Annotated in this window: 11 protein-coding genes; 9 read left to right on the forward strand and 2 right to left on the reverse strand. The window is 45.0% G+C overall.

Annotated elements, in window-relative coordinates; translation table 11 throughout:
- Positions 1-63: 63 nt before the first annotated feature.
- Positions 64-2,022 (reverse strand): glycogen debranching protein GlgX, encoded by a 1,959-nt coding sequence (gene glgX, locus ACLIIY_RS20565; RefSeq protein ID WP_009706536.1) that lies wholly within the window; start codon positions 2,020-2,022, stop codon positions 64-66.
- Between the two features lie 445 nt (positions 2,023-2,467).
- Here glgX and ACLIIY_RS20570 point away from each other — a divergent pair, with 445 nt between their 5' ends.
- The 5 genes from ACLIIY_RS20570 to ACLIIY_RS20590 all read left to right on the forward strand — a co-directional run bounded on the left by ACLIIY_RS20570 (position 2,468) and on the right by ACLIIY_RS20590 (position 9,167).
- Positions 2,468-3,745, forward strand: coding sequence for a maltoporin (locus ACLIIY_RS20570; RefSeq protein WP_009706535.1), 1,278 nt, complete (start codon positions 2,468-2,470; stop codon positions 3,743-3,745).
- Between the two features lie 102 nt (positions 3,746-3,847).
- Positions 3,848-4,657 carry a MalM family protein gene (locus ACLIIY_RS20575; protein ID WP_009706534.1) on the forward strand — a complete coding sequence of 270 codons (810 nt, stop codon included), beginning with the start codon at positions 3,848-3,850 and terminating at the stop codon, positions 4,655-4,657.
- A gap of 328 nt (positions 4,658-4,985) precedes the next feature.
- On the forward strand, positions 4,986-5,492 hold the full coding sequence (locus ACLIIY_RS20580) for a hypothetical protein (protein ID WP_020195601.1): 507 nt from the start codon (positions 4,986-4,988) through the stop codon (positions 5,490-5,492).
- Between the two features lie 89 nt (positions 5,493-5,581).
- Complete coding sequence (locus tag ACLIIY_RS20585) at positions 5,582-7,204, forward strand: alpha-amylase family glycosyl hydrolase (protein WP_434529276.1); 1,623 nt, start codon at positions 5,582-5,584, stop codon at positions 7,202-7,204.
- Between the two features lie 343 nt (positions 7,205-7,547).
- Positions 7,548-9,167 carry an endonuclease gene (locus tag ACLIIY_RS20590; protein ID WP_434529277.1) on the forward strand — a complete coding sequence of 540 codons (1,620 nt, stop codon included), beginning with the start codon at positions 7,548-7,550 and terminating at the stop codon, positions 9,165-9,167.
- Between the two features lie 141 nt (positions 9,168-9,308).
- Here ACLIIY_RS20590 and pulA read toward each other — a convergent pair whose 3' ends face one another.
- Complete coding sequence (pulA, locus tag ACLIIY_RS20595; RefSeq protein ID WP_434529278.1) at positions 9,309-13,298, reverse strand: pullulanase-type alpha-1,6-glucosidase; 3,990 nt, start codon at positions 13,296-13,298, stop codon at positions 9,309-9,311.
- Between the two features lie 516 nt (positions 13,299-13,814).
- On the opposite strand from pulA, the gene ACLIIY_RS20600 reads away from it, so the two are divergent.
- The 4 genes from ACLIIY_RS20600 to potE all read left to right on the forward strand — a co-directional run bounded on the left by ACLIIY_RS20600 (position 13,815) and on the right by potE (position 19,942).
- A complete protein-coding gene (locus ACLIIY_RS20600; protein WP_409377883.1) occupies positions 13,815-15,020 on the forward strand; it encodes a tetratricopeptide repeat protein in 1,206 nt (401 codons plus the stop codon).
- 473 nt (positions 15,021-15,493) lie between these two features.
- Complete coding sequence (locus tag ACLIIY_RS20605; protein ID WP_009706527.1) at positions 15,494-15,940, forward strand: helix-turn-helix domain-containing protein; 447 nt, start codon at positions 15,494-15,496, stop codon at positions 15,938-15,940.
- A 445-nt stretch (positions 15,941-16,385) separates the two neighbouring features.
- The gene (gene speF / locus ACLIIY_RS20610; RefSeq protein ID WP_005429232.1) at positions 16,386-18,566 is read left to right on the forward strand and encodes an ornithine decarboxylase SpeF; all 2,181 of its coding nucleotides are present in this window, start codon (positions 16,386-16,388) and stop codon (positions 18,564-18,566) included.
- A 65-nt stretch (positions 18,567-18,631) separates the two neighbouring features.
- Entirely contained in the window at positions 18,632-19,942 is a 1,311-nt protein-coding gene (gene potE, locus ACLIIY_RS20615; RefSeq protein ID WP_434529279.1) for a putrescine-ornithine antiporter, read from the forward strand.
- Positions 19,943-20,064 lie beyond the last annotated feature (122 nt).

The following is a 20,064-nucleotide window of genomic DNA, read 5'->3' on the forward strand; positions in this document are numbered from 1 at the left end:
CAGCGCATGGCTGGGCTTGTCAGTTCTTGTAGGAATAAGCTTCGCTTGTGTCAGGTAAGGTTCTTACTCTGGTTGATAATGCAGAATCGCCATCGACGTAGGAGACAGCAACACTTCGCCTTCCGCATGACCAGGATTTAGATTACGCACATTGGTATCACACACTGTCACCCACTCTTGACCACGCTCATTTGGTAGCTTAAATCGCGCAGGTGCGTTGGTTTGGTTGATCAGGTAAACCAACTCTTGTCCTTCCTTGCCGATGCCTAAATGCAGTGCTACAGAGCTTAAACGGTTCCAATCGTCGTGCTCCATCAAGCTGCCATCAATACGACGCCAGAAGATACGGTTGTTATTGCGATTCTCACCACTGAACGCTCGAATGAATGGCACCATATACTGATTGCGATTGGCGACCATTTGTGACATCCACACTTTGAAGTGCTGTTTGCGTTCTGTGCTCGACCAATCTAGCCAGCTGGTTTCGTTATCCTGACAGTAAGCATTGTTGTTACCGCCTTGCGTGTGCGACAACACATCCGCAGTTAGGATATGAGGAATACCAAAGGCAAACAGCAAGCTCGCCATTAAGTTGCGCTTTTGTTTTTCACGCGTGGCGATGATCATCAAGTTTTCGGTTTCACCTTCCACGCCATAGTTTTCAGAGCGGTTATCGCCATGGCCGTCGCGGTTTTCTTCACCGTTCGCTTCATTGTGCTTCTGTTTGTAAGACACCAAATCTTGCAGGGTGAAACCATCGTGATACGTGATGTAGTTAACCGTGAGTTTGTAAGGCCAGTTTGCTGCGCTGTAGATATCACGAGAGCCCATCAAACGAGTCGCAAATTCTTTTAGGTAGCCTTGATCACCGCGCCAGAAGCTGCGGGAGATGTCGCGCAGTTTATCGTTACACTCGTTCCAACCAAATGGGAAGTTACCCACTTGGTAACCGTTAGGACCGATATCCCAAGGTTCAGCGATCAATTTGGTTTCGCGAAGAATAGGATCTTGCGCGACGGCTTTAAAGAAGGCCGCTTCTGGATTGTAATCGTCGCCTTGGCGACCTAGCGTTGCTGCCAAGTCAAAACGGAAGCCGTCGACTTTAAATTCGCTCACCCAGTATCGCAGCGTATCCATAACGAGATTCAGTGCTGGCTGGTAAGTTAAGTCGACTGTGTTGCCACAGCCAGTGAAGTTCGCGAAGTTCTGACCATGTTTGATGTAGAAACGTGAGTCGAGTGCTTTTAGGTTGAAGATCGTTGAGCCTTCACCGCCTTCCGCCGTGTGGTTGTAAACCACATCAAGAATCACTTCGATGCCGTGTTTATGCAGCTCGCGGATGGTGGTTTTGAGCTCGGTTACCGCGTCTTTTTCTGCATAGCGAGGATCCGGCACCATGAACAAGTATGGGTTGTAACCCCAGTAGTTCACTTTATCCATCTTAAGCAAATGCGGTTCATGCATACACGCTGCGACAGGTAGCAATTGCAACGTGTTGATGTTTTGCTGTTTGTAGAACGCCAACATTTCAGGTGAAGACAAACCTAAATAACGGCCTTTTGTATCGCTTGGAACTTCAGGGTTCTGCTGAGTGAGCCCTTTAACATGAGTTTCAAACAACACCATCTCTTCTCGTGGTATGCGAGGATGATCTGTGTCTTGCCAATCAAAGTTGTCTTCTATGACGACACACTTTGGCATATCGAAGCTTTTTGCAGGAGAAAATGGAGGCTGGTAGTGAAGGGCTTTATCAATCGACTTTGCATAGGGATCGGAGATCAGCAAAGGTTCGTCTTTGTGCGTCACCACGTAGCCATACTTTTGCCCCGGTTTTATGTCAGGGATAAAAGTATGGCGAATGCCTGCATATTCGCCTGGTAAGTCGTGCAGCTTGTAGCTACCGTCTTCCGCAAATAGCGCAAGTTGAATGTCTTTACTACTCGGAGCATGAATAGAGAAGTTACAACCTTCTTTATTTACGGTTGCGCCGAGTGGGTATGGGCGAGAGTGAAGTTGTGTCATCAGCGAATCTTTTTTTAATTTTATTGCTACCTTTAAGAAACTATAAGTAAAAAACTTTGTCTTACTAAGGTCAACCACCTTATATCGAAAATTATCACTGTAATTAAATTACTTTCTACGACCTATTTTTGACAAAAATATGAAATGGCTATCACTTTGTAGCGGCCATAAACTGAAGAAACTTACTAATTCCTCCCTAGATTGGTGATCTAACTCGAAAAAACACCATTCGGTATATTTTCTCATCCCTTCTCATCCCCCCTAAATTAGTTTGGGGCGGAGGAAGTCATCCTTGTACTCCTTGGGTAATCTGCAGACTGTTGAAACAAACGGGGACTTGTTCCCATCTTACCTCTCTTTCTTTAGGTGCATTTTTACTGCCTATATGTATCTAAAAGAGTGAGCAGGGAAGACAGAATTATAAATACCCTTAATGGAGTTAAGAATGAAAAAAGTAAGTGTAATTGCTGCTGCTGTTGCTGCAACTTTAGCTGCTGGTTCTGCTTTCGCAGTGGACTTTCATGGTTACATGCGTGCTGGTGTTGGCGTAAGCGCTGACGGTGGCCAACAACTAACGTTCGAAAAGAACAAAATTGGTCGTCTAGGTAACGAAGGCGACATCTACGGGGAAATCCAATTAGGTAAAGAAGTTTACAACAACAACGGTAAAACGTTCTACGTAGACTCTATGATTGCAATGACTTCTAACGGTTCTAACGACTGGGAAAGCACTGCAACTAACTGTGGCCTAAACGACGCAGGTGATGCAGTAAGCTGTACTGACGACGCTCAATTCGCTCTACGTCAGTTCAACGTTCAAGCTAAAGGCGTTCTAGGTTTTGCTCCTGAAGCAACTCTATGGGCAGGTAAGCGTTACTACCAACGTCACGACATCCATATCTCTGACTTCTACTACTGGAACATCTCTGGCGCGGGCGCTGGTGTTGAAGGCATCGAAGCTGGTCCAGGTAAAGTATCTTTTGCATGGGTTCGTAACGACCGTGGCGATATCGCTGACCCAGGTAACGATGGCGGCGATGCAAACGTTAACACTCTAGACGTACGTTACGCTGGTCTTCCAGTATGGGAAAACGGCTCTCTAGAACTAGGTCTAAACTACGCTCTAGTTAACGAAACTGACGATGCACCAAACAGCACTAAAGATGCAGAAGACGGTGTAATGTTCACTGCTGAATTGACTCAAGGTCTAGATTCAGGCTTCAACAAAACAGTATTCCAGTACGGTACAGAAGGCTACTCTAAAACAATGGCATTCTACGGCGACGGTAGCTGGTACGGTGCAGAAGCTGACAGTGGCGCATCTGGTTACCGCCTAATCAACTGGGGTGTAATCGGTATGGGTGAAAACTGGGAAATGGGTCACCAGTTAGTATACGGTGTTGGTGAAGACATGTGGGCTGGCCAAGACAAGTGGGAAGCAATGTCTGTAGTTGTACGTCCAATGTACAAATGGGATGACAACCACAAAACTATCTTCGAAGCTGGTTACGCTATCGATGATAACGACGGTGCAGAGAACAAGTTCGGTAAACTAACTGTTGCTCAAGCATGGTCTGCTGGCTCTAGCTTCTGGGCTCGTCCTGAAATCCGCGTTTACGCGTCGTACCTAACTGCAGATAAAGACGACAACTCAAACGCATTTGACGGCGGTCGTTCAGACGATACATTCCAATTCGGTGTACAAGCTGAAGCTTGGTGGTAATCATCTAGCCACTAAGTCCTAAATTGTCCTAGAATGATACAGCCAGAAACTTATCTGGCTGTATTTATTTCAAAAAACAATAATGAGTCGAGGTAGACGGTAATGAAAAAATGGCTTGCTCCCGTGCTGTTGGGAATGTTGGCTACAGGATGTACTTCTGTAGAACAAGTCGATATGAGCCCGAAAGGTCAACAACAAGTGATCACGCAATCGGGTGATATTCAATGGGTACCAGTTGATGTACCTGTGGTTACTGAGTTCGCTTTGACTGATAAAAGCCAGATGCTGCTAGATGGTAATAGCGCAGGTGCAATTGCAGCGTTCGCATTACCAGGCAATCGTGGCAGTCTCGATATCAAACTAGAGACCTTCGTAAACAAAAATCTAGAGTTTTACGCACCTAACGTCGTTGTTATGAACACGGCTGGTGAAACTATTTACCAAGCAGATTTCTCAAAGTTTAAGTACGAGCCAGCAAAACTGTTGGATAACGATAAATTCGTACTTGAAATGAACGTGATTCCAGACATGACAGGTAATGACTTGCATGTACTGGTTTACACAACTTCCGCTGATCTAAAAGGAAGTTCTGAAGTTCTTCACCCTGCAAAAGCCTTCGCACTGGCAAATCATACTCAGCCGCCAGATATTGCAGACCCTCAAGCGAAACACAGCCCACTTGGCCAGTTCCGCTTTTCAGTATCCGCGAACGACATCGTGAATACTAAGATTGTTGCGAAAAACGACAACATTCCTCAAGGTACGGATTTAACCAGCTACTACCACAGCTCTATCAAGGCAGCGGTTGCCGCGGACGATATTCCTAAAGCGCTAACATTGCTTGATGAAGCAAAAGAATTGGGCATTGAAGGTGCACAAGAAGTCTTTGTTAAAGCGGTAAATACCAAATAAACGAATAAAAAAGGCCAGCAAATTGCTGGCCTTTTTTAATTGCATTTAGAACGATAAAACTCACCCCTACATATAGTTAGCTTATTCACAAATTTATTTGTTTTACTTTGTTTTTCATATTTAACAGATCAATAATTAAAGTGTGTTCCTAACCTTACTCGTCATCGATTAGGAAATAATTAAACCTCTCAAAGTAATCTGGCTCAGCAAGATAGAGAATAATATTCTTTATCGCTAGTTTGGTATTTTGTTCTTTTTAAATATTAACTTTATCCAGATTGGTGAGTTTGTATTTACTTTGGAATATTAAAAAGGAATTAACGTGAAAATGAACATGATGAAAACTTCACTTGCTGCTGCCTTACTTGTTGCTCTTGCTGGTTGTCAATCGACAGCAGAACCAGAAGGTGCTGCTGAACCTATTGTTAATCTGTCTCAAGACGAAGTCGTTGCTTTCATGGCGGCTTGTGACAACCCAGATAGCACGGCGAAAGGCCCAATTTCTAAACCTCTGTTTGTTGTCGGTACGTTTGCTGATTCAGATTGGAAACATGTACCTCAACGTAAATACACTTACAAAGGCAATAACTTCTATCAAGTTGTGACGCAAGAAAAAGCAGGCTCTTTCAAAATGCAGTACGCGACTGAGTTGTGGTTCCCACAATTTACCGCGAAAGGTAATCGAATGAATGTCGGTGAATTAACACCATTAACATTTGGTGGTTACGGCACAGATACTGCGGTTGATATTAAAGAAGATGGAAAATACGTTTGGAGCCTTCAATTTGAAGGAAAAGGTAAGCCACTTCACGTAATGGTTAATAAGTGCCAATAATATTCCATTTAGTTATTTAAAATTTATTTTTTATTTATTAACCCCTGCATGGGAAACATGTTGGGGTTAATTTTATTTGGGAGAGTTTAATGCGCAACGTACGATATAAAAAACTATTTGGCCAATCGCTTTTAGCCTTGAGTGTGGTTGGTGTTTTATCCGCGTGTAATTCCTCTGGTGGAAGCGATAATGGCAGCACGCCACTTCCTGATGCAAGTTATGCTTGCCAAGCGAATGTAATGGAGCAAAGCAACCAACTTCGCACCTATCAAATCATGGTTGAGAGCTTTGTTGATGGCGATTCGAGTATCGGCCATGGCACAGGTTACGGCACCAGTCATCATAACGGTGATCTTCAAGGGATTATTGATTCGCTCGATTACATCCAAGACTTGGGCATGAATGCGATTTGGTTGACGCCAGTTTTTGAATCGGAAGCCATTGATGGACAAGATCATTGGGCTGATCGTTTGGATGCAACGGGCTACTTTGCTACGGACTATTTTAAGATTGATCCTCGCTTTGGCGATTTAGAAACGGCGAGAACCTTAGTTGATGAAGCACACAAACGCGGCTTGTATGTTTTCTTTGATGGCGTGTTTGGTCATCACAAAGAAGGGTTGATTAAGCCGTCTCCATCGGGTTTATTACCTTCTGGTTCGAGCAATCCGGTGGACTACCCGGCGAGTTTGGACTTCTACAAAGAAGTCGCGACGTACTGGGTCAAAGAGCTAAAAATTGATGGTTGGCGTTTAGACCAAGCGTACCAAGTCCCAACCGACGCATGGACACAAATCCGCAAAGCGGTGGATGAAGCCTCACAGAGTGTGACTTACACCAACGCAGAAGGTGATCAAGTGAATCCTCTGGGTTACATGGTCGCTGAAATCTGGAAGGGCGAGTCAGAAATCGCGAGTGATGCATATGGCGCAGCTGACGATCCTGCGCTGTGCTCGGCATTTGATTTCCCAATGCGCTATCGCGTGGTGGAAACACTGGCTGTCAATGAGAGCGGTGTCGGCGGTCGTGGTGTGGATTGGTTAGATAATGGCTACCAAACACACAATCAATATCCGTCTCATGCTCAACCAAACTTGATGATTGGCAATCACGATTTAGTTCGCTTTGGTGACTTGTTGCAACGAGGCGGATTAGCGGATGTGAACGATGCTGAATACTGGCAACGCCACAAAGCCGCATTTGCATTCCAAGCGGCTTACACCGGACCAATCACACTCTATTATGGAGATGAAATTGGTGACCAAGTTGACGGTTTTGACGCAAAAGAAGACAACAATACGTGTGCGGTTCGTGGCGTGTGTGATGACCATGTCGCTCGCAGCAGCGCCAAGATCGAAGGCGTAACGGCAACCCTAGATGCTAACCAAGTTGACCTTAAAAACTATGTTAAGTCATTGATGACGATGCGTGCTGAACATCCTGCTTTGTATCAAGGCAGTCGCACTAACTTGGTAGCAAGCAATGGCAGTTATGTGGACTTGAAAGTATCTGGCGATGACCAAGTCTTATTTGCTTTGAATACCTTTGAGAGTGCCCGCAATATTGTGCTGACAGAAGCGCAAGTCGGTAGTAATCAAGCGCTGGTGGATTTAATCACTAACCAACAAATCACACCAAATAACGGGCAATACCAGATCCCGATGCCATCATTACAAGGTCGCTTCTTCAAAGTGACGGCAAACACTCAATAAGTCATTCTCAATCAAGATAACCCATACCAAGCCAAGTGTTGTTTTCTACCCCAATAGAAACGCACTTGGCTTTTTTTATCGCTTTGTCTAAGATGCCGCTCTTTTTAGTCATCGGTAGCGATATTCCACTTTGAGCCCCACCTTGTTTCGTTGCATCTCTTTGTTTTTTATCGCACAACTGCCGTTGAACAGGTGAAAGAAACAGTACGCAGTTTGTGAGATGTGCTGCACGATAATGAGAATATTCACATTCATGCAACGTCAAACTGTGATTTATGACTTACTCATGTGTAATTGTTATGTTTATCTTTTTGGGGATTTATATAACTAATGGAAAATTATAATGAAATCCATAACGAAACCCCTCTGTCTCTTACCTCTCATTTGCTCTCCGATCGCCTATGCTGAGGTCTTGAATGGAGACTTTGAACAGTGGAATGGTAATGCACCAACGCAGTGGTCTGTGATTGATTCCGGTATTGCTGTTTCACCGACCAGTGACCTGCACCAATCTGGTGGTCTTGCGGCTCAAGTTATCGTAAATACAGGTACCCAAAGCAACACCGACTTTTTGCAAACCATTAATGTGGAGCAAGGGAAAACCTACCCATTTTCTGTCGCGGTTTATCATACAGAAGGTAATGTTAAAGCGCGTTTGGTGGTTGATGGATACCACAGTTACTCTAATCCTCAGCAAACCAATCAGTGGCAACAACTCACGCACAGTTACACTGCATCATCAAACAAAACGATCAATGTCGGGTTACGCTTTTATGATGAGTCAGGTTTTGACGGTTCTGAAGTCGTTTATGTCGATAACTTTCAGCCAAACCAAAATGGTGGCACTCAGCCACCAGTAGAAAGCTGTAATGACAACGAAGTGTTACTGACATTGAACACCGATAGTTATGGCTCAGAAACGAGTTGGGAACTGAAAGATAGCCAATCGCAAGTTCTGTTTTCAGGCCAAGGTTTTGACTCTTCGAAAACTTACGAAAAAACCATGTGCCTAGCGAACGGCGATTACCAGTTTACGATCAGTGACAGTTATGGTGATGGCATTTGTTGCGGCAACGGCAGTGGCTCATACGCCTTAATGTTTGGCCAAACCACATTAGCGTCTGGTGGTGAATTCACGAAATCTCAAACCACAAGCTTTACTCTTGGCGGTTCAACGACGCCTCCGCCTGTTGTCGGTGAGTACTATAAAGCCGCAGAAGGCAAAACAGGTTTTGAGTTGAAAACAGCGCTGTTTAACATCATCAAGGATCACACAGGACGCGGCTACTCAGCGATTTGGACCTTAGTGAAAGACGCGGACATAGACACCTACTACGAGAAAGATGGCTCCATTCTCGATATGTATTCTGAAAAACCATCTGGCAGCGATACGGTGAGCTTTACCAAAGTTACAGACCAATGTGGCCAATACAAAACGGAAGGCGATTGCTACAACCGTGAACACTCATTCCCTAAGAGCTGGTTTGGTGGCAAGGTTGAACCGATGAACTCCGATGGTCACCACCTGTTTGCAACTGATGGCTATGTGAATGCGAAGCGCAGTAACTGGCCATTTGGTGAAGTGGGTAACAGCACTTACGTATCTAGCAATGGCTCAAAAGTTGGTTCAGCAAGCTCTACTTTGGGCTATTCAGGAACGGTATTTGAGCCTATTGATGAGTTCAAAGGCGATTTTGCTCGTGCGTATTTCTACATGGCGACGCGCTATGAAAACGTCATTGGCAACTGGGAAAGCAACTCTAGCAACTCTGACGCGGTATTGAACGGCACGAAAACGACCGTCTTTGAACCATGGATGATGAACATGTTGAAACGTTGGCACAAAAACGATCCAGTCAGCGCGAAAGAGATCAGCCGTAACCAAGCGGTGTTTGAATTCCAAGGTAACCGCAACCCGTTTGTGGATCACCCTGAGTTTGTAGAGATCATTTGGGGAAACTAACCCCATAGCTAAAGCGAATCGTTAGAAACAACAAAGCCGCCATCGTCACTGTTCGAGCGGCTTTTTTAATGCCGTTTTACAGGCACAAAAAAGGGGAGGTTTTACCCTCCCCAAGCTAGCACATGATTGCGCCTACTGTTTTTAGTTCTTAGTCACTGTCACGATTGGTGCTGCTTTATCTGCTGCGTTGAAGTGGAAGTTGTAGTTTCCTGCTTCTGCAATCGTGATCTTAAGGTTCGCACTTGAACCGCCTGCATCCATAGTAACGGCTGTGTCTAGCTCAACACTGCCTTCGCCACCAAAGTTGGTTGCATCAGCCCAATCTGCACTTGCGATCTTCATTTCGTAGCTGCCTGCTGCTAGGTCGATATCTAGCGAGTAAACATCTGCTGCAACGTAAGTGAATTTCGCACTTGAGGTCTCAGCTGGAGTATCCCAAGTCGTGATTGTGCCGCGTAGGAACAGTGAAGTTTCACCGAACGTTGGAGCGTCTGCTGCTTTCGTTACAGAAACAACTGGTTTGTCAGCTGAATCGCTTTGCTCATGAATTGCATTTAGAACGAAAGTGTATTTGCCTGTTTCAGTAACGGACAATGCACAGTTACCTTCAGTACCCAAGTCTAGAGATCCAGAAGCTTGTTCTACGTAATCACAGCCAAAGTTTGGTGTACCCCAGCTATCATCAGCAAACTTAAAGCCGTAATCACCAGCTTCAAGTACACCCGTTACCGAGTACATACCGTTGCCAAGGAATGACATTTCCCATTCTTCTGATGGATTCCAACCGTTCATGTCACCACGAACATAAACTTTGGTTTCACCGTAAGGAGGAATGCTCGATACGTCTTTGTTGTCAGTGTTTACTGGTAGACCTGCACCTTGAGCGCCGTTTTGTGGTTGAACAAATACCGCTGTTGTTAGTGCTGGAACCGTAAAGGTTTCGCCTGAGAAGCTTGCGCCTTTCACACGGCTATCTGCAGAGTCTTTTTGAACTTCATGCAGTTCGAAGCCAGTTGCACCTTCAACTTTGAACGATTTCGTTTCTGATGTTGAGTTCACTACAGCCACGATTGCATCGTAGTTCGCGTCGAGATCTTTACCTGCTGATACACCGTCATCAATAGACATGACGATCAAGCCTTCCACTTGGTCCTTGCCTACGTTGCGGAAGTCAACGCGGTTCATGACTTCTTGAGCAGTATCTAAACGGAACAGTTCGCTTGAGCTACGAATAGTCAGTAGTTCTAGGAATTGTTGCTTAGTTAGCTCGATATCGTCAGTGTTTGGCATCGCAGTGCTGTCAGCAACGATAGTTTTGATCAGCTCCCAGTTTGCGCCGTCTTTGTCTTCACGAGGTAGACCGACGTTCCAGTTGTTGTCGCTACCATCGAAGTAAACGCGGTTGAACCAGTCACCTGAATCGTAAGAGTCACGCTGCATTGATTTCGAACGCAGTAGCTCAGAACCCATGTGGATGAACGGGATACCTTGACCAAGCATTACCGTAGATAGAGACACAGTTTGCATACGTGCGCGGTCAGCAGATGAAGTGCCAGTCGCGATCTTGTATGCGTTGTTGTCCCATAGCGTTTGGTTATCGTGCTTAGATACGTAAGAGATGTTCTCAGAAGGGATCTTAGTGTAACCCGCTGGTGCACCGTTGTAGTCTACGTTCTTACCAAGTTTAGTTTCACCTTCGAAGTCTAGAAGAACGAATTCTGCTAGGTTACCTGCCATACCCAGACGTACTAAGTCTTGGTTGTGTAGACGACCGTTTACCGCTTCTGCATCTGTCTTCGTTTCTTCGTTCGGGTAACCTGCGTTACCAAAACCTTGGTTAAAGCGAAGTGGGTGCTTACCTTCAGAGTCCACACCGCCATCGAATGGGCTACCACCACGAACCGCGTCACGTAGACGGTCAGAGAAGGTACCGATGCCAGTGCCAGCCATGTTGATTTGTGTTGCTTGGTCGAAGCGAGCGTTGTTTGCTACTTCACCGAAGTCCCAACCTTCACCGTAGAATAGCGTGTTTTCATCGACTTCTTTAACGCGCTTCAGAGCGTATTCCATCAAGTCTTTTGGTTGGTGTGCCATCAAGTCAAAACGGAAGCCGTCAACTTTGTAGTCATCCGCCCACACAAGCAATGAGTCAACCATCAGTTTACCCATCATCAAGTTCTCAGTTGCTGTGTTGTCACAACAAGTTGAGTTCTCAACGCCACCCGTGTTCACATTTAGACGGTGGTAGTATCCTGGGACGATCTTATCTAGGACAGATTTTTCGTTTACGCCCGATGCGTTAGTGTGGTTGTACACCACGTCCATAACCAGCTTCAGATCCATTTTGTGTGTCGCTTGAACCATTTCACGGAATTCAAGGATACGTTTAGAACCGTTTGGATCGGTCGCGTAGCTGCCTTCTGGCACAGTGTAGTGGAATGGGTCGTAACCCCAGTTGAAGCTGTCTAGCATGCGTAGATCGTTCATCAGTGCTTGTGCTGCACCCGTTGCTGGATCGTAGCTGTTTAGTACATCTTCAATGATTTTAGCGTCGTCTTCAGTTTCACAGATTGAAGCCGCTGGTTTGATGCCACATAGCTTGCCTACGGTATCGGTGATATCAACGCGGTTTGCTGCGTTTTCGTCAACCGTTGCAATATCGAACGCTGGCAGAATGTGAAGCGTGGTTAGACCTGCGTCTTTCAGAGCTTGAAGGTGAGTAACCGACTCACGCTCTGCTTCTGTCAGTGCTAGGTACTTACCGTTTAGAGATTGCGTACCTTTAGTATCACTAAAGCTGAAGTCACGAAGATGTGATTCGTAAAGAACGTGGTCTTCATCTTTTGCAACCGTTGGGCGGTCGTAGTTATCCCACTCTGCTGGTTTCAACGCAGCGCTGTCTAGATCGACAACTTGTGAGTACATTGAGTTTTGAGACAAGCTTAGCGAGTAAGGGTCAGTCACAAGGCGAGTTTCAACAACACCAGTCGTCGGGTGGTAAACCTTCACTTGGTAACGGTAGAACTTGTTCAGTACGTTGCCTTGCGCTTCTGATTCCCAGATACCTGTTTCTGGGTTCTCAGTCATTGCAACTGCCGCTTCTTCCGCAAAGTTCGCATCGTAGATGATTAGATCAACGTCTTGCGCTGTTGGTGCCCAAAGTTTGAATGTAGCCGCGCTACCTTCAACAATTGCGCCCAACTCTTCACTGATTGCATTACCTGCATCTTCATCTGCAAATACGGCATCAAGCACGCCTGGTTTTTGTACTTCTGTTGCTGAAGTCACATCGCCATCGGCATTGTAAGCAACCATTACGATTTGTGATTTCAAAATCGTACGTAGTGTCTCGGCATTCACGTCGATGCCCGCCGCTTGAAGACTAGCAAGGTGACGGAAACGCTCTTTTAGTTCATCAGACAAGTCGCCAGCTTTTGTCAGCTCAACCGCTGTACCGCCAGTGATTTGCTTGTCTTCATCCATCTTGATGTCATTGGTCAAGCTGTAGTAAAGCTTCATTGAGTCAGCACTACCTGCCGCTTCCCAAGCGATGGTTTCAGCGTCTAACCAATGGGCTTTTTGGCCATCGATGTCTACAGGGCGTTCTTCGATTGGCTCGTAGTAAAGTTCACTGCTGCCGTGGAAGCCGAATAGACCTTGTGATTCACCTAGCTTGGTCAGTTCCACTTTAGAGTTTGCGCTGCCAAAGGCTTTTTCATCGCCTTTGTGCAGAATGAAGTTCATACAGTTGTGTGGGTCAGACGCATCTGGATCAACTTTAAGCACGTAGTACGCACCGTAAGTGTCGCTGATGCCATCGAATGGAAGTGGTGATGCCCAGTCTGTACCACCGTCAGCAATACCCATTGCTTCTAGGTCAGTACTGGTACAGCCTTCACCATTCCAAAGGTGCAGACCCCAACCTTCGTAGTCGCTTGCTGTTGAAGCTGATGCTACGTCACGTTTGTAATAGATGACAACTTCGTTCTCTCCCGCAGGGTGTAGGCCAGAGCCCGGGTTCGTTGTGTCATCGCTAGAGCTATCACTGCCACAACCGCTGATAACCGCTACGGAAATCAAAGGCAGAACGGTTTTGGCGATCGCTGATAATTTAAATGTTTTATTGTCCACGTTTACAAATCCATTGTTATTGAATTGATAATAGATTGGCAAAATGCCGAAAAGGAAATGTTCAACTAGATGCTAATACACTGAACTATCAGCAAAATGTGAGAGCAGGCCGTTAAGTTTTTTACAAGTGAAAATTTTCTATCACAGTAGATTTTGTTCACAAATTAAATAATAAATCGGTCGCATAGTGAGATATCGAGCACAGCCTAATGATGTAAATTTTTATAGGAGGAGAAAGGGGGGATGATAGGGGATGAGAATGTCTAAGCCCCAAAACTGTGACTTATTTCTATAAAAATAAGGGAGATATTTATCGACTAAAAATAAGTTTGGTTGATATTGAATAAAAAGACGTCATTCATGACTTGTAAACTTCAGATTTTACTTACACGGTCGTTATATAATAGAGACGGTGTGCGCTTCATTGCGTGAGCGTATTGACACCCAAATTCGAATTTACAAGATTTTCCTGTCGAAGGGGAAATCCTTATGGGCCCGATTTAAAAGAGGCGGTTTATGAGTAGTATGGGCATTGCTATTGCAGCAACTGGCCTTTCACTCATCCTGATATTTGTTTGGATGATCTCGTTGTCGATGCGAAAGCAACGTCTCGAGGCAGAGAGGAAAGCGCGCGAGGCGGCGTATCGCAAGGCGATGCAAAAAGCGCGAGAGCAAGAACGTAAAGAACGTGCGTTTAAGGCGGAAACGGGTCATGTGCCGACCATTCTTTATTTAGCAAAAGAAGCAGAGCGAGAAAACATCAAGCAAGCTCTGTATTGGTACGATAAAGCCGCCAAACTGGATAACGTTACCGGCATGTACGGTGTCGTTCGTTTGGCAGAGCGCATGCGTGAAGACGTGATCTTAAGAGAGCAAGCCAACTTTTGGCGCACGGCGATTGCGGGCTTAGAAGGGGATGTAGAGGCAAAGTTTGCCACTGGTAAAGCGCTCGTATTTGGGCGTGGTACAGAGAAAAACATTCCCAAAGGTCACCAATTAATCGAAGAAGCTGCTGATGAAGGCTGCATTCCAGCCATGCTCTATATGGGTGAGTGGCAACTGTCACCAGAAAATCCATCAGGTCAGAGAGCTGACGCCTTATTTTGGTTTATGAAAGCCGCAGAACAAGACAGTGCGGATGGCAAAATCCAAGTTGGCCTTTGTTACCTCAATGGCATTGGTACTGAGAAGAGCATGGTAAAAGGCTGCTACTGGTTAGAACGAGCAGCAGAATGTGGCAGTGCAGAGGCCATGTATCATGCCGGTGAAGCTTGGAAAGACACGGGCAAAACAGGTAACGCGATTGCTTACGTTTGGTTGTTCTTGTCTGCGAACATGGGTTATGAGCCTGCGCGAGTTGTACGTGATGAGGTTGCCAGCAACATCGGTGTAGATGTGGTGGTTGGCTTACAATCAATTGCTAAGCCGCTACAAAGAAAGTTAGCGTCTGGTGTTGTGAAGAAGCATTCCATCATTCGTGCATTGAACAAGGTCTACAAACGTGAAGTTTACTTCCCTGGTGAAGAGGAGCTAAACGAGCTGCTCAATGAGGAACATCATGATGAAGCAAGCCTCCTCGGTGACACACCAGAGTTGAACTTTGAAACGGAGATGCCTGTTCAACAAGAGTTTGCTCCTCCACCGAAACAACCTTCCAAAGAAGTGCTCGATTTTACGCAAAACTTTTTACAGCCACAGAATCTCAACAAGCCTCATTCGTGAGGCTTTTTTATCACTCAAATTTTTCTTTATTCCATCGTTTGCATAATTGTTGAGTGATCTTTATGCAAAGCTTCAACAGAATTTTACTTGCCACCAATCTATTCCTATATAAATCGATAAATAGAGGGAAATCCCCCCTTGCTGCAAATACATGAATTAAGCTCCAATCCGTTATTATTGATTAGCTCGTACTAAAGCTATGAAAATAATTTGTTAGCTTAAATTGTGTTTTTCTAATGGCACTCATTACTTTAACTAATATTTGGTATTAAGTTTTATATTACTAAATCTTAATTTCTATTTTTGGTTTCAATTAGTGTCTGTTGATCTTTAACTGAATTAAGCGCAATATACCCAAAAATAAAAATAGCGCACACTCTGCGTATAAATACAGTAAGAAGCAACCTGTTATTATCCTTTTCAACATAAAGGGGCAACGTCATGCTCTTTTTATGTCCATTAGAGATTTGTGTATGTTGAGAATCATTAGTGCAGATAAGTTCATCTCTTCAAGGTTTATCTTGGAATACAGCAAAGTGGAATTTGCATCTTTGTTGGGTGTTTCCGTTGCTAAGATAACCAATATAGAGAACGGCAAAACATCGATTCCCCCGGTGTACGATTACGCCATCAATCACTTGCTCAGTGAGCACCCGTTTAAAGACAGTGCGATGGATGCCTTGTGCTCCCATGAAACGCTTAACTTCGCTCGCCGTGTTGATGTAAACAGTAAGGTGCAACGCTTGTCGTGTAAGCGCTGTGACAGCCGAAGGCTACATGTGATGGCTGGCATGAGTGGCCTGTATTTTGTCGAATGTATGGACTGCAAGCACACCATGTATTCGTCTGGTAACGCGGTGAAACGGTATCAATTGTGGTCGAATAACGGCGTTAAACTCGATAGCCATTTGTTTGATTAGATTGGTTCTCTACGTTTATCGAAGAAAGCACCAAAGAAAAAACAATAACGTGAAAAGCCATCAGCAGAAATGTTGATGGCTTTTTGTTTATGGTTTATAAATTGTTAAATATAAGCGTATTTATTGTGTTTGTTATTGCTATTAAATCAATCCTGTCAAATATAGAGTGATGAAAATCGCAAAATTTTATTTTCTTTTGATTCCTTTTTTAATAATAACTGGTGAGGTCACATAATTCTTCACCTGAATTCAATTTAAACCAAAATTCAATATCATTGGCTTATCGAAAGGAAAGTGATAAAGATCGCGAAATTTTATTTCGAGAAAATAAGAGTTTTAATTATGAACGAATAATCACGAAATTTGTTTTTTGAATTTTAAATATTAATTTCACTTGTAATATCTGTGCTTGTCGTCTTTACAGAACAAATAAGAGATATTTCAAATGAAACGTTTAATTATCGGTGTTAGTAATTACATGCCAGAAGACTTCAGTTTATTATCTGAATCTTTGGATGAGCAATTTAACCGAACTTTAAAACCACTTGAGCACGTCGAATTAACCGACGTTGGCGCTGCAATTATTACTTCTGCAGATATTAAGGCTGGTCTACACAAAATTATTTCTGAAACGGGTTATGGTATTCCGGTTTTCTTAGTAACAGATGAAAATCCAGTTTCAGCAGAAGATTACGTATGGTTAACCGGCGTTATCGATTTGGAAAGACAGTCAATTGAATACTACGGTCGCCAAATCAATGAGGCTGTCACCAAATACGAATGTCGTCTACTTCCACCTTTCTTCAAACAATTGACTCACTACGTGGAAATGGGCAACTCTGCATTCGACTGTCCAGGACACCAAGGCGGTCAGTTCTTCAAAAAACACCCAGCGGGTAAACAGTTCTACGATTTCTTCGGTGAAAACCTATTCCGTAGTGACTTGTGTAACGCGGACGTTGATTTAGGTGACTTGCTGATCCACGAAGGTTCTGCTCACCAAGCTCAGGCGCACGCAGCAAAAGTGTTCAACTCAGACAAAACTTACTTCGTACTTAACGGTACTTCGGCTTCAAACAAAGTGGTTTGTAACGCGTTAGTGACCGAAGGTGACTTGGTGATGTTTGACCGTAACAACCACAAATCAAACCACCACGGCGCATTGATACAAGCGGGCGGTATGCCAGTTTACCTAGAAACGGCACGTAACCCTTGGGGCTTTATTGGTGGTATGGATGAGCACTGTTTTGATGAAGAATACATCCGTGCTCAAATCGCGAAAGTGTCACCAGAGCGTGCTCGTGATGAACGTCCTTTCCGTCTTGCGATCATCCAATTAGGTACTTACGACGGTACCATCTACAACGCACGTTACGTGATGGATAAGATTGGTCATCTATGTGACTACATCCTATTTGACTCGGCATGGGTAGGCTACGAGCAGTTCATTCCTATGATGAAAGACTGTTCTCCACTGCTACTGGATCTGAAACCAGAAGATGCGGGTGTGATCGTGACTCAGTCTGTTCACAAGCAACAAGCAGGCTTCTCTCAAACCTCGCAAATCCACAAAAAAGACCACCATATCAAAGGTCAAGCTCGCTACTGTAACCACAAACGCTTCAACAACGCGTTTATGATGCACGCGTCAACTTCACCATTCTACGCGCTGTTCTCTGCATTGGATGTGAACGCGAAGATCCACGATGGTGAAGCGGGTCTGCGCCTATGGCGTGATGCGGTTAAGACAGGTATCGAAGCACGTAAAGAAATCCTGAAAAGCTGTGAGTTGATTCGTCCGTTCATTCCGGACCAAGTTGATGGCCAACCATGGGGCAGTTACGACACCGATCTTATCGCAACCAATAAGAAATTCTTCATGTTCGAGCCAGACGCAAGCTGGCATAAATTTGAAGGCTACGGCGAAGGTCAGTACTTCGTTGACCCATGTAAATTGCTACTCACTACAGCAGGTATTGCTGAAGATGGTAGCTATGCAGACTTTGGTATTCCTGCAACGTTATTGGCTAACTTCCTACGTGAGAACGGCATCATCCCTGAGAAGTGTGACTTGAACTCTATCTTGTTCCTTCTCACTCCAGCAGAGGACATGGGTAAGATCCGTCATCTTGTGGCGCAAATTAACCGCTTCGAGAAATTCATTCGTGATGATGCGCCGCTAAACATCGTGCTTCCTCGTGTTTACGAAGCGAACAAAGAACGCTACCGCGGCTACACCATCCGTCAGCTATGTCAGGAAATGCATGACATGTACAAAGAGCTGAACGTGAAACAGCTACAAAAAGCGATGTTCCGTAGCGAATACTTCCCAACCATGGTGCACAAACCAGATGTGGCAACACGCAAATACTTCCGTGGTGAGTGTGATTACTTGCCTCTGAAAGAAGCGGTAGGTCGTGTCGCAGCAGAAGGTGCGCTTCCTTACCCTCCAGGCATTATCTGTGTGATCACGGGCGAAATCTGGACTCAACAAGTGGTCGATTACTTCTTATCTCTAGAAGAAGGCATCAACCGATTCCCAGGCTTCGCACCAGAGATTCAAGGTGTGTACCTAGAAGACGTCAATGGCCGCACCACCGCCCATTGCTACGCCCTTAAAGATTAATCTACCCCGTTCGCATCGTGGCTTGGTTGTCGCGGTGCGAACCGTTTATTCGTGGAGAATAATTTATGAGTACTGAAACCAAAAAAATGTCGGTGGTGCAGCTAACCATTCTGACATTCATTAACATGGCTGGCTCGGGCATCATTATGCTGCCAAGTAAGCTGGCGCAAGTGGGCACGATTTCGATTCTATCTTGGCTGATTACTGCGGCGGGTTCATTGGCTCTTGCCTATGTATTTGCAAAGTGTGGTCGCTTTAGTAAACGTGACGGTGGTATGAATGGCTATGCGTCGTACGCGTTTGGTAAATCGGGCGCGTTTATGGCGGGTTGGACCTACGGCTTGTCACTGTTGATTGCCAACATCGCGATTGCGATTACCTGTGTAGGCTATGGCTCGGCCTTCTTCGAAGTGACTTTGTCGCCAGTCGAGACCTGTCTGTACACCATCGCTATCCTTTGGATTTGTACCTTCGCTAACTTTGGTGGTGCGAAGATCACCGGTCAAATCGGCTCGTTTACGGTTTGGGGCGTTATCCTTCCTGTGTGTTCTTTGGGTATTGTTGGTTGGTTCTACTTTAGCCCAAGCATGTATGTAGAAGCGTGGAACCCGCACCACCTACCATTTGGTGAAGCGGTAAGTGCGTCAATCGCGATGACACTTTGGGCATTCCTTGGTCTTGAATCGGCTTGTGCGAACTCAGAAGCGGTAGAAAACCCAGAGAAGAACGTACCAATCGCAGTATTGGGCGGTACGCTGATTGCTGCAGTGGTTTACATTGTTTCAACCAACATCTGTTCTGGTATCGTAGCGAACTCTGAACTTGCTGCCTCTACAGCGCCATTCTCAACAGTATGGACAGTGATGCTAGGTTCTACGGCTGGTAAAGTAGTTGCGGGCATGGCGGTTCTTGCTTGTGCAGGTTCACTACTGGGTTGGCAGTTCACTATCGCGTCCGTATTCAAATCATCTTCAGACGCAGGCTTCTTCCCGAAACTGTTCTCACAAGTTGATCAACGCGGCACACCAATCAAAGGTATGGTGGCCATCACGGTTATCCAATCTGTGCTTTCTTTAATGACTATCTCGCCAACATTGAATGAGCAATTTGAAGCGCTGGTTAACCTAGCCGTAGTGACGAACGTTATTCCTTACATCCTATGTATGGGCGCAATCTTCATCATGCAGCAAGTGGCGCACGTGCCTGAGCGCGAAATGAAGACAACGAATATCATTGCGCTAGTCGGTTCTCTATACAGCTTTTATGCGCTGTACGGCTCTGGCTACGAAGCCATGATGTGGGGTTCAATCGTTACCTTCCTAGGTTGGAGTGCGTACGGTCTGATTGCTTCTAAGCATGAACCTCTCGTGAACTAGTTTTTTCAATCGAGCCTTCCCATACGCGGTGTGGAAGGCTCTTTTGCTTTTATCCATAACCTTTTGATTTGAAACACTAGGTAAGTTGAGGACACAACCCCACTCATAACGTGAAAACTCAT

It is taken from the genome of Vibrio sp. K4 (assembly GCF_051122595.1).
GTDB classification, from domain to species: Bacteria; Pseudomonadota; Gammaproteobacteria; order Enterobacterales; family Vibrionaceae; genus Vibrio; species Vibrio owensii.